Source organism: Acetobacterium sp. KB-1 (assembly GCF_003260995.1).
Lineage (GTDB): Bacteria > Bacillota > Clostridia > Eubacteriales > Eubacteriaceae > Acetobacterium > Acetobacterium carbinolicum.
Genome location: NZ_CP030040.1, coordinates 1,222,951 through 1,234,998 on the forward strand (window position 1 = coordinate 1,222,951; position 12,048 = coordinate 1,234,998).

General features: G+C 45.4%; 9 protein-coding genes and 4 riboswitches. Of the genes, 4 read left to right on the top strand and 5 right to left on the bottom strand.

The window, feature by feature from the left end; all coding sequences use genetic code 11:
- The 5 genes from DOZ58_RS05675 to DOZ58_RS05695 form a co-directional block, all read right to left on the bottom strand.
- A complete protein-coding gene (locus DOZ58_RS05675) occupies positions 1 to 1,125 on the bottom strand; it encodes a glycosyltransferase (protein ID WP_111887435.1) in 1,125 nt (374 codons plus the stop codon).
- Positions 1,122 to 2,831 (bottom strand): NAD(P)/FAD-dependent oxidoreductase, encoded by a 1,710-nt coding sequence (locus DOZ58_RS05680; protein WP_204355479.1) that lies wholly within the window; start codon positions 2,829 to 2,831, stop codon positions 1,122 to 1,124. Before DOZ58_RS05680 ends, DOZ58_RS05675 begins: the two co-directional genes overlap by 4 nt.
- Positions 2,832 to 2,846: 15 nt before the next feature.
- A complete protein-coding gene (locus DOZ58_RS05685) occupies positions 2,847 to 3,644 on the bottom strand; it encodes an NAD(P)-binding protein (protein ID WP_111887436.1) in 798 nt (265 codons plus the stop codon).
- A 197-nt stretch (positions 3,645 to 3,841) separates the two neighbouring features.
- Positions 3,842 to 4,831: a bifunctional glutamate--cysteine ligase GshA/glutathione synthetase GshB gene (gene gshAB / locus DOZ58_RS05690; protein WP_111887437.1), complete on the bottom strand. Its 990-nt coding sequence runs from the start codon at positions 4,829 to 4,831 to the stop codon at positions 3,842 to 3,844.
- A 404-nt stretch (positions 4,832 to 5,235) separates the two neighbouring features.
- Complete coding sequence (locus tag DOZ58_RS05695) at positions 5,236 to 6,915, bottom strand: dynamin family protein (protein ID WP_111887438.1); 1,680 nt, start codon at positions 6,913 to 6,915, stop codon at positions 5,236 to 5,238.
- Positions 6,916 to 6,991: 76 nt separating this feature from the next.
- Positions 6,992 to 7,062: riboswitch (Fluoride riboswitch) on the bottom strand.
- Between the two features lie 114 nt (positions 7,063 to 7,176).
- Positions 7,177 to 7,246: riboswitch (Fluoride riboswitch) on the top strand.
- 40 nt (positions 7,247 to 7,286) lie between these two features.
- On the opposite strand from DOZ58_RS05695, the gene DOZ58_RS05700 reads away from it, so the two are divergent.
- The 4 genes from DOZ58_RS05700 (at position 7,287) to crcB (ending at position 12,028) form a co-directional block, all read left to right on the top strand.
- Entirely contained in the window at positions 7,287 to 8,837 is a 1,551-nt protein-coding gene (locus tag DOZ58_RS05700) for a DNA mismatch repair protein MutS (protein WP_162624442.1), read from the top strand.
- On the top strand, positions 8,834 to 10,318 hold the full coding sequence (locus DOZ58_RS05705) for a DNA mismatch repair protein MutS (protein WP_111887440.1): 1,485 nt from the start codon (positions 8,834 to 8,836) through the stop codon (positions 10,316 to 10,318). Before DOZ58_RS05700 ends, DOZ58_RS05705 begins: the two co-directional genes overlap by 4 nt.
- 92 nt (positions 10,319 to 10,410) lie before the next feature.
- Positions 10,411 to 10,470: riboswitch (Fluoride riboswitch) on the top strand.
- Positions 10,471 to 11,047: 577 nt separating this feature from the next.
- Positions 11,048 to 11,107: riboswitch (Fluoride riboswitch) on the top strand.
- 99 nt (positions 11,108 to 11,206) lie between these two features.
- Complete coding sequence (locus tag DOZ58_RS05715) at positions 11,207 to 11,644, top strand: CrcB family protein (protein ID WP_111887442.1); 438 nt, start codon at positions 11,207 to 11,209, stop codon at positions 11,642 to 11,644.
- A gap of 12 nt (positions 11,645 to 11,656) precedes the next feature.
- Complete coding sequence (gene crcB / locus DOZ58_RS05720) at positions 11,657 to 12,028, top strand: fluoride efflux transporter CrcB (protein ID WP_111887443.1); 372 nt, start codon at positions 11,657 to 11,659, stop codon at positions 12,026 to 12,028.
- The last annotated feature ends 20 nt before the right edge of the window (positions 12,029 to 12,048 follow it).

The following is a 12,048-nucleotide window of genomic DNA, read 5'->3' on the forward strand; positions in this document are numbered from 1 at the left end:
TTATTTATCCAGTCTAATTTCCCGGTCTTTCCAGATCACCGGGCGACGCAGGATTTTTTTTACCAGCGAACGCAAAAAGATCAGCAGATAAAAAAGCAGCAGTAGCGGATAAGAAACGATACTGATCACTGAGAAGCTACCGATATGCCGGGCGATGCGGTTCAGTTCCAGCACCCAGATACCATAGCACAAGGCCATTAACCCGGCCCTGAGCCACTGCTGCCAGACCAGATTAAGAGCCAGATAAAGCGGCGCCGAGGCTACCGCGGTGATCCAGAAAAAGACCAGCACTAGAATCAGCAGCGGTGTTTTCGCCGCCCCGACGGCCTGGTTTTTGGTCCAACCCTGGATCAGCTCTCGTAGCCCACCGCGGTACATCCGATAGGAAACGTCGTGATCCCCCAGAAACAGAGCAAAGGGAATTTCTTTTTCGCGGAGTTTTTCACCCAGCGCCATATCATCGACGATGCTGTCTTTAATGGCGACATGACCGCCGACGGCCTGATAATCGGCCCGACTGATCATGATCACCGGACCATAGAGGCCGATCTGATAAGGGTGGCTGTTTTTTTTACGCCCCGCCGGCAAGCCCAGGCCATTGGCCCCCATCTGGATGCAATTAAAAAACAGCGACAACGATTCGGTTTTGCTCTTAATCTGATGATAGGGCATCACTGAGATCACCCAACCGTTTTTTTGATGGGCCTTTAACAGCTTGCCGATCCCGGCCGGACTCAGCCGTACATCGGCGTCCAGAAATAGAAGCAGTGCCCCGGTAGCGGCCGCCCCGCCCTGCTGGCAGGCCCAGGACTTGCCCAACCAGCCAGCTGGTTTGGGGGTCGCTGTAATCAGTCGAGCCCCTAAAACCGTGGCAATGCTGGCGGTTTGATCGGTGGAGCCGTCATCGACGCAGATAATTTCGTGAATGTCACGCGTCTGCTTTTTTAAATCGCCCAGCAGCAAGACCAGGTTTTGTTCTTCGTTCCGGGCCGGGATAATAATCGAAAGCTGGGGTGTGTTTTTGCCTGGATCTTGCGGATCACCTCGCTCCAATCCGGGAAAACGATAAAAAAGTATCCAGCTGGCCACCAGCCCCAGCACCATCATGGCCCCGACGATGATCATCGGCCGGCTCCTGAAGCATCACCGGATTGACCCGCTCGGTCCTGTTTTGCGAGCCGCTTGATCACCGCGTCTGCCGCCAGCTTACCGGTCAGGATCGAGACCGGCAGTCCTGAGGGACTAAAGGTCCATTGCCCGGCCTGAGAAATATGGGGCAGCGGGGTCGCAATGGTTTTGACAATTTTTCGAAACTGGTTAACCGCCGGCAATTTTCCGGCGGTCCCCTCGTCGCAAAAGGCCCAGCCGGTAATAGCCCCGCCGGAATTTCCAGTAATCCGCTCAATCGTTAAGGGGGTGGAACTGAAACGCTGCTCAACCTGTTCGGTCAAGCCGCGAAAAACGCTGTTTTCCAGCACCGCCATTATCTGCTCTTCGCATAAGGCTTTAAAGGCCGGATACCAGCCCGCTTCAAAAGTGGCTTTAACCAGCCGATAATCCATTAAGGTGCTGACAATCACCCCGGTTTTTCCGGCTGGGGCTAGGGCCGGATCGCGGAGCGCCGGGCAGGAAATCTCGTAGGTGGTCAGTTCCAGATATTCCCGGACCCAGGCTTTCAGAGCACTCTGCAAATCGATCGCCGATCGATTCGGATCTGCCAGCACCGCCTGCCAGTGTTCCGACTGGATGGCCGAAAGACCGGCCTTGCTGGGGGTATAAAAACAATGAGGGCCGCAGCGCTGAGCAAAATAAGACGACTCCAGATTAACCTCCAGGTAGAGGGTGAAAATCGAATCCCCGCCCCTATTTTGGCGGATCTTTTGTTGCTGTTCTCGGACCCGACGGCTGTGTTCCCCTGATTTTGCAAAATCAACGGCAGTATAAAGCGCCTTCATATCCCCGCACCAGATCAGTTCCCGATAACCAAAGCAGCGGCCATCCCGGGTGGTCACCCGTCGGGCGCGGACATCGATCTGGCTGATCTCGGTGCCTAGCGCCAGCTCGCCCTGATGGCCAGCAATAAAATCACGCAGCGCGGTAACCAGCCGCCCGGTACCACCGATCGGATAGCTATAATCGCTGTATAAGCCAAAATAACTGAGGGCAAAAAAAGTCGGCATCTTTTCAAAAAAATGCTGAATGATGACATCGATCAGCGCTTGATTTTTGGTAAAGCGCCGCAAATAATCCTCGATCGGTTCACTGAGTTTCTGGGCTTTGCGAATATTCACCTGGTATTTAAGCAACCATGGCAGCAGGGTTTTAAACAGATAGTCCTTGTCCATAGTCAAATCCTTAAACAGTGGGTTTTCGATGCCGTAGAGTACATCCATGTACCCGGTTACTTTATGGATCTCACTGATTATGGCGGCAATTTCCGCTTGATTTTCGGGAAATTTCGCAATCAACATGGCAGCATAATTAGCTAGACTTTCCACCCCTTTTAAAGTCATATGGGTATCTTCAATGCCGATCATCACTGGATTTTTGACAAACTCGATAGCAATTCCCAGCTGCGCAAGCATCGGAAAAACAATCCCCGAGTTTTCAAAAGCCCGAATGCCGGCGTCAAAGGTAAAACCATTGCGACTAAAACTCCCCACCAACCCCCCGGGTTTTTCATTTTTTTCACAGAGCAGGGTCGTATAACCGGCTTTGGCAGTATAGGCGGCACTGGTCAATCCGGCAATCCCGGCACCAATGACAATCACATCATAATCGTTCCCGTCAGCCACTGTTCCGTTTGCATCGTCTTTTTTAAAATCCATCATCGCAACCACCTCCATCTACCCCAGCAACCCATCGATCACGGCCTGAATCGCCACCGGCTTACTATTTCTGGTGTTCTGAATACAGCGACTTTCGCAAAGGGCCAGATCCAACGGTGTTGTTTCAATCCTGATCTGGTGTTCATCGCAATAGGTTTCCAGCCGTTTCCTGGCGCCGACCAGATTTCCCACCGTGACCCGGCGCATGATGCCACGGATATCCAGATCCCGCCCCCGGGCTTGCATCCCAATCGAGCAATAGGGATGCTCACAGTATTCACAGCGGGAGGCTTTCTGCATCAGACTCCGAATTTCGGCCGGGACATCGGCATACAGTTTCTCGGCGGTCACCGGTTTGTCTAGGAGCCGCACCATCTTCTTTCGCTTTGGCTGATAAACATAGGGCTGCAGGCCCCGTTTCTTGAGCACTATATTTGCCGCCGAAATCCCCGATGTGGTCACGGTTGGGGTGCCGGTGCCCATCACGGTCGATTCGCCGCAGCAGAACAGATTGTCCCATTCGGTCCGGGTATGAAGCCGCTTAAACATATGCTGCCCCAGCATCTGTTTGGGACCGGCTACCGCTCCACCGTTTTTATTGGTATAGCGCTCGATCGTCCGGGGCGTGGCCAGTTCGACGTAACGGATCGCCGCGCCAATATCAAAGGTCGCGCCATTACGTTTAAAAATCCCGCAGGAGCCGCCGGGATTATAGCTTTTTTCAATCACAACCACCTTTAATCGGCTTTTTGCCAACAGACTCGCGGCGGTCAGGCCTGACAATCCCCCACCAATAATAATTGCATCATATTCCATAACTTTTCCCTCTTTGCGCTCATTTTTTTGTATTGTTATCTGTTCATACCCCAAATTATTACAATTACGCCCGGAGAAGTTTTGCTTTTTTTATCATACTCGCTTTTTAATCACCATAAACCGATTGAAAAAAGCACCCATTAAAGGTGCTCAAACGATCTAAGAGATACCCCTATTCATGCCTTATTAGCACCCGTTTAAAATCCCAGCAGATCCAACACCTTGTCATCGACATGGCGGTTCTCACCAACAAAGGGATAATTGTGAATATGTAAAGCCGGGTTAAAATTCAGTTCGATGATACTGTAATTCTTGTCGTCAGGGACTTTTTGAAGATCTTGGATGATGATGTCCGCACCGCAGATTTTAGCCCCCACCGCCTGAGCAGCTTTAACGGCAATGGCCTTGTAATCAGCGCTGATCGCATCCGTAAAATCAATACTGTCACCACCAGTACTGATGTTGGAATTTTCCCGGAGATAGACGGTTTCGCCAACCTCAGGAATGGTCTCAATCGATTTATTCTGTTCACTGAGAAAGGCAATTTCAGTGTGATCCAATCGCAGCTTTTCTAGCGGTGACACATAACCTTTACCCCGGAGCGGATTCTGGTTTTTTTTCACTACCAGCGCGGCAATCGAATGAACTCCGTCACCTACCACATTGGCCGGTACCCGATGGAGAATCCCCACCACCTCATCATCAATAACCAGAAAGCGGTACTCTTTGCCTGGCACAAATTCTTCAATCAGCACCGAAGTATCATGGGTAAACGCCTGATTCACTGCAAGCTGGTAGCATTTTTCACACTGAATATTTTTATGAATCACAATCCCAATCCCAAAATTGGAGGATTTGGGCTTTACCACAATGTCTTTGCCCCGGAATTCTTGATAGTGAGCCATGGCCTCAGTAGTCGATTTGACCATAATCCCCGCCGGCACCCGGATGCCTTTTTCGCGAAGAACCACCTTGGTGACTTCCTTATTCTCCATAATTAGTGGCGCAATATAAGTGTCAGCGGATGTCCGGGTCGCTTGCTTGACATATTCTATTTTATCGCCTTTCTTCAAGCGAATAAAATTATCCTCAAGATCCAGGATCTCGACTTGAATCCCTCTGCGCTCGGCCGCATTAATCAACATTAACGTCGACAATTCCAATCCATCCTGATTATTTGTAAACATAGTGACCACTTTCTAAAAGAGACGTTGTCATCTTTTCCTTTTAATATAATTGCTATTATCTCGTAACTCTCCGCCATTGGTTTAAAACCTGATCTTGTGTCAGCTCGTAATAGCTCTTACAAGCGATCAAATCACAACCAGACCGAATAACTCTGTAGGAAGGGCATAATACCACTTTCCTGGTTTCCTGCCATCCCCCCAAGATACTCTGATTCTATTTTCTTAAGCACTACAAAAACGGCAGGGATCCTGGTTTAATTTTTCCCGCGTTCTTTTAAGTCCATGTCACTCGTCGACTTTGATTACTTTAAGCATTTGTTTTCTTTTATCATACCGCTAATGGCTTTATTTTACTTTTAAATGTCCGGCAGCGAGTAACATTACTACAGCTTGTATTATTTACTTTAAAATTCTGATAATATGACGGTTAACTGCTGGCAAACGGTGTCCAGTTCTTTAATTTTTTCACCAAGCGTCTGGCTGCTCGCTTCTTTGTCGGCAACGACCCGATTCATCAACTCGCTGAGATCCTGTTTCAATGCGTCCGATTCCCGCTCCAGTACCGCCTTAAACTCCCTGACACTCTCGCGGATCTTGTACTGATAATTATAGATCATGTTATTGATGTTGTGCTCCACGTCCGTCTGCATCTTATTCTGATAGCGGGCATAGATCTTTTTATTGGCGTAACCCCGGGGCAACAGGTAAACCAGATCATTCATATCCAGCAGAAAGGCCGCCGGTTTCTGATTGACCTTCACATAGAAATCATCCCGGGACGACAGCGTATGCGCCATGGTATCAACCTGATAGCTAATGCCGAAGAGTTCCGCCACCACCTTTACCAGAAACGCCTTCAAGTCATCGATCTTCTGATTGAGAATCTCTGCCAGATGTTCATACCCTGACGAAAGACTCGCCAGTCCCCGCTCGCTGAGTTCATTGAGATGGGCTGTTAGCTGGTTTTCCAGCAAGGCCATCAACATTTTTTCCAATTCTTTCGGTTTCGCATTCCGATTCTTTTCATAGACCGCTGCCATTTCCGCAGACAGTACATCCCGAATTCCGGCTGAACCATCCTGTAACTCCGCCCGGATCTGCTCCAGTAGTTCATCAATATGGCGCAACAAATAAAAGGTGGAATCTCGGGTGATCTGATCCAGACTGCTCAGTTTTTCTTCCAGTTCGCTTCGTTTTTCCTCCAGGTTTTTTAGGGGCATGCCATAAGCCCGGCGGTATAGCTCCAGGTGGGAAAGGGCCACTCTCAGTACCTCCCGAAACTTGATCTGCACCGAATCCATAATAATCCGATCGGCCGAAACCTTAATGTCTTCAGCTATTTTAATAAAAAGCGCATCGATTCCCACTTTGGTTTTGGCACTGATGGCAAAAAGTTCGATCGCCTCCACGGCCATAATCTCACAAAGAATATCATGACAATAACCCAGATAGGCTTCCAGATCTGATGGACTGATGGTGTCGGTCTTATTAATGGCAAAGTAAAACTTGGCGGCGTAGTTTCTGGCTTCTATCAAAAACTCCCGTTCAATTTCGTTAATCGGACTATCCACTGACAGCATAAAAATGATCGCATCGCTGTCCCTCATAAAGGCATAGGCTTCATCGGTATTATTCTGATGAATCGACCCCACCCCGGGTGTATCCACCAGGGTGATGCCCGCTCTTAGAAAATCATCCGGCAAAAAAAGATTGACAAAAGAAACACCTTTCTGGTTGTTGGGGTTTTGCTGTTCAGCAATATACCCCACTAGCTGATCCAGAGCCACTATTTGGTGGTCTCCGGTTTTAAAATGAACCTCGGCCAACGCTTCACCATACTGAATTTTAGTAGCCACCGAGGTCACCGGAATAATCCCCACCGGCAGCACCGCCGCTTCCAGCACGGCATTGATAAACGAGGTCTTCCCTCGCTTGAACTGGCCGATGACCGAAATCACCAGCTCCCGGTTTTTTATTTTTGTTTTAAGCATTTCAATTTTCCGGATGTCTTCTTCGCATACACCTATTCCCTGAAGCAAAGTTGCCGCATCATCAATTGTTGTCGTTATATTTTTTTTACTCATTCATAATTCCTCTCTTCAACAGATCTTTTGACCAAAGATGATACTTGTTCAAATTAAAAAAGCCGATGCTTCTGTCTAATTAACAGAAGTCATCAGCGTGTCAGCATTTTGGCCAGTGCCAGGGCGAACTTCATCACCTAATTGATAGTTTAATCGATTCGCATCAAAATATCAACGTGAAATGCGACCGCAACTCAGGAAACCTTAATTAGAAGTGTCTTAACCGGAATATGCTTGACAAATGAATGCCATTTGTCTATACTCATCACAGGGAATGAAGTTTCCCCTAGCAAATGCTTAAACGCCAAAAGCTGATAACTTCTGCACGATGTGCGGGATTTGTCAGCTTTTTTTGTTATTTAGGAGGCCTTATGGAATTTAAGAGTATTTTATATCAAACCGGTTATGAAGAAAAACCTGTTATTGAGGAACCCAGCTATTTCAAGAATCTAAATCTGGACCAGCTCATTAAAGCGATTACCCTGGATAAAGATGACTATGATTTAAAGTCTTTTTTTTATTCACCCTTAAAACAAATGGAAAACATCCATTTTCGTCAAGCGGTTGTCACTGATTTAGAAAAAGATGATTTCTTTAGGTCAAGCTCAGCTTTTTCCGAGAAAATTTTCACCCTTAATCAGCAATTCGATCAATGCCTGACCAGTCTCAACCGTTCTGGGGACAAGCATCAGGATTATCTGGAAAAGGGTCGCTATTTGGACATCATTGAAACCTACTGTGAAGAAGTCAAACGTTATTATGAATGTCTCACGCATAGCGGTTTAAAAGCCTTGGGCTTTTTATCTCTGGGCGATTTTCTTGGTGACTATATCCATTCCAATGCTTTTGTGAATCTCAGCAAAACAACCAGCCGTCTCAAAGATGAACTGTTTGCACTGGATTATTGCATCCTGATCAAAGGCGATACCGTCAAGGTGAAAAAGTATGAAGGCGAACCCGATCACAGCAGCGAGGTCATTCAGCTGCTGGAACGTTTTAACCCTAAACGTCAATCTACCAAACAGGAAGACAAACTCCATGAAGGATTGGCAACCCATGTGGAAAATAACATCTTAAACCTGGCGGCCAAACTATATCCCCAATCCTTTGGACAACTGGATGACTATTGCCTGAACCATCACAGCTTTATGAATCCCACGATCCTCATTTTTTCCCGGGAGCTTCAATTCTATATTGCCTATTTTGATTACATCAAAGCCATTAAAAAAATGGGTTTATCCTTTAGTCTGCCAGAAATCACCAATTCTAAGACCGACCTCTATAATGATGACGGTTTTGATTTGGCCTTGGCCGATAAACTGATAAAAACACCAGAGAATATGGTCTGCAATAGCTTTTATCTCAAAAACAATGAACGGATTATTCTTATCTCCGGGCCGAATCAAGGCGGTAAAACAACCTTTTCTCGTCACTTTGGTCAAATTCATCATCTCGGTTGTCTGGGCCTGCCCATTCAGGGCAGTCGGTCAAGAATTTTCCATTTCGATCAGATTTTCACCCATTTCGAACAGGAAGAAAACATCAATTCCCTCCAGGGTAAACTCAGTGATGACCTGATTCGGATGAAAGCGATTTTTGACGCCGCCACTCCCAACAGCCTGGTGATCATCAATGAAATCCTGTCCTCAACCACCCTTAATGATGCTATATTAATTGGTACAAATTTCATCACCATGCTGGCCGATCTGGATCTGATTTGTGTATTTGTTACCTTTATTACCGAACTGGCTTCCTGTCATGAAAAAATTGTCAGTATGGTCAGCATGGTTTCTGAAGTTGACGCCTCAGAGCGAACCTATACGCTAATCCGCAAAGAACCCGACGGCCTGGCCTATGCCAATCACATTGTCCAGCGCTATCATCTGGACTATTTTTCAATCAATGAAAGGATTTCTTCATGAACGTCTATTTAATGTATAAAGACCGCTGCTTTGATATAAATGAAGCCATTACTCAAGATCAGAAAATCTTGACGCGGGATCTCGGCATAGAAGGCATCCTCGATGTGATGGCCAATCAGGATCCCTTTATTTATGATGTTTGTAATCAGGCTCTCTTTTTGAGTCTTGATGATCCCGATACGATTTTCTATCGACAGGCTATTTTAAAAGACTGTATTAAAAACCCAAAAATTGTTAGAACCATGTACGAGTTGGTGACCGAGATACTGGTTAAAAAGAAAGAATGGTTCTGGAGTTTTTCCAGTTCCTATCGCTCATCAAATTTAAGCGGTTCGGTAAACCTGCTGAAGTTTTTCGTGAAATATTTTATCTGTTTTAAAGAGATTGCCGATAACGAAAATTCCAAATTTAACTCTGATGGTTTTAAAAATTTTTTTGCCATGCTCCGCAAAAACCTTGATGATGCTTTTATTAAAGACCTTGATGCAAATTTAAAAGAACTGCAATTTAAGGATGGCGTTCTGATTAGTGCCCAGGTTGGCAAAAAACTGTATGGATACGGCTACGTGCTACGCAAAAAAAATAAGAATAGTCCCTTGAAGTGGCGTTTTGCCCCCGCCTTTACCCTCCATAGCCGGGATGACCGGGGAGCTATTGATCTGGGTTACCGTAAGGTACGAGCCTGTGAGCCGATTATTGATCCCATGGTTCAATCCGCCCAGCATATTTTAGATTTCTGGACTATTATTAAAACCGAATTGGCCTTTTATGTGGGTGCGCTCAATTTACATGATCAGATGCTTGATACTCCCTATCCAATAACCTTACCATATCCCATGAAGTCAGCAACAAAGGATCTCTGCTGTGAAGGTTTGTACGATCTAGGACTGGCTCTGCTTAAAACTCAACAAGCCATCGTACCCAATACCCTTGATGCCAACAGAAAAGATCTGCTTATTGTAACTGGTGCCAATCAGGGTGGTAAAACAACTTTTCTTCGTAGCCTCGGTCAGGCTCAGTTAATGATGCAATGCGGCTTGTTTGTCCCTAGCAAAACCTTTACTGCCAGTCTCTGCACCGGGATCTTCTCGCATTTCACCAAGGACGAGGATGCCACTATGACCTCGGGAAAACTGGATGAAGAATTAAACCGCATGAGCGCAATTATCGACAAAATCGCGCCCCAAGCGCTGGTTTTATTCAATGAATCCTTTGCTTCCACCAATGAGCGAGAGGGTTCAGAAATTGCGCGGCAGATTGTCAAAGCCCTGATCTCAAAAGATATCCGGGTAGTCTTTGTGACCCATTTTTTTGCCTTTGCCAACAACTTTTATCAGGAAAGTAATCCCCATTACCTGTTTTTAAGAGCTGAACGCAATGAGGATGGCCGCCGAACCTTTCAAATTCTGCCGGGTGAGCCCCTTCCCACCAGTTTCGGCAATGATCTATTTGCCCATGTCTTTGACCGTAACGGTTCTTGAGAAAAGTTAGCCTTTTATTATTAATATTCTGATTACGATTGCAGACAATCATTTCGTTGACACATATTTTACACCGTGTTAAGATAAATTCAAATAAATTAGGTGATGGAGTTCACCACAATTGCTTAGTAGCTAATGACTCCTGCTGTATTGCTTTGCATTTCAGCAGGTTTTTTTATTGCTCAATTTTTCTTATTTGATTTAGATCGCAGTCTAGTAATCGCTTTTTTGGCAAACCTAATTTGGCCGCTATTTCCCAGCCGCTGCTGATCGAAAAGTTTTTTTCCTGACAATCTTAATCCGCTTTAACTTATTTATGGGACTCGCTGGTGTTATTTTCACTATCAGTTCATATATATATCCCTTTATTTCAGTGCAATTTTTGTGACGTTGCACTGAAATCTTTTTTTCTTTAAGCATCTCACCCATTACAAAACGACTTTCAAAGATACTGCTTAATGACTTGAGCGAACTCATTGATCTTCTTGAGGCTTTAGAAAAAATTCATAAAAAAATGCGTTCCTATTTTATCTTCAGAATTTTGTTCACAACCCTCTCAATCATCATTTATCAGAAATATTCGGACATTTGTTTAACAGAAATTATCATGATAGTTACCGTATCCTAATAAAACATTTATTATTTTTGCTTATTTCAAACTTTTTAATTTTGATTTCGATTACAGTGCAGCGTTTGATTGACACGATTATTGCGTCATGATAACATTATTTCATACAAGGTGATGGAGTTCACCTGAATTGCTAACCAGCTGATGACTCCTGCAGGATTTTTCAATGCTGCAGGTTTTTTATTGTCTGAAATACCCAAACCACATATTAAATCCCTTCGTGTCAAACTATTTTTATCACTTAAGTCAGGAGGACTGTTATGAAAAAATATTATTTTATCGGAGCTGGCGGTGCGATCGGAGCCCTATTACGGTTCGAACTCAAAAACGCTCCCACCCTTTTTCAATCTGCCGATCAACTTATTAATCTGGCCTTAACCATTCTTGTCATCAACTTGATTGGTTGCCTGTTCCTGGGGATGCTCAATGCCGTTTTCTCTAAAACTGAGCGGATCAGTACTGATATCAAGCTAGGGCTCACTGCTGGACTGCTGGGTGCCTTTACCACTTTTTCAACCTTCTGCAAAGAAAGCCTTAGTATTCTGGATGCCGGTTATCTGCGTTTTTTTTGTTACTATGTAGCGGCCTCCATTACCCTTGGTGTGGGCGCTGTTTACCTTGGCCATCTGATCGGTCATCATATTTTGCATCCGGTTGGCAAAAATCTCATCTCCCGATTTAGCATTGATTACAATTAAGGAAAACAGCTCATGGAAATTGTATGCGTTATTGTGGGTGGTGCTTTAGGAAGCACCACCCGTTACTATCTGGGCAAACGTTTTGCCTCCCGGCACAAGCACCTACCGGTCGGTACCTTCGTCATCAACGTCTCTGGCGCCTTTCTCTTAGGTATCGTCACTGGTTTTGATATTTCAACCCTGCTTTATGGTTTATTTGCAGAAGGATTTTTGGGGGCCTACACGACCTTTTCCACCTTTATGTTTGAAGACTTCGTGCTGCTTCAAAATAACCGGATCCTCAGTGCCGTAATCTATGTGCTGGCAACGCTTGTTTTGAGCTTTCTAGCTTTCTATCTGGGTTTTATTCTGGTTTCGACATTCTATCCTAGTGTAACGTATTAATAAAAAAAAATAGCCTTGAA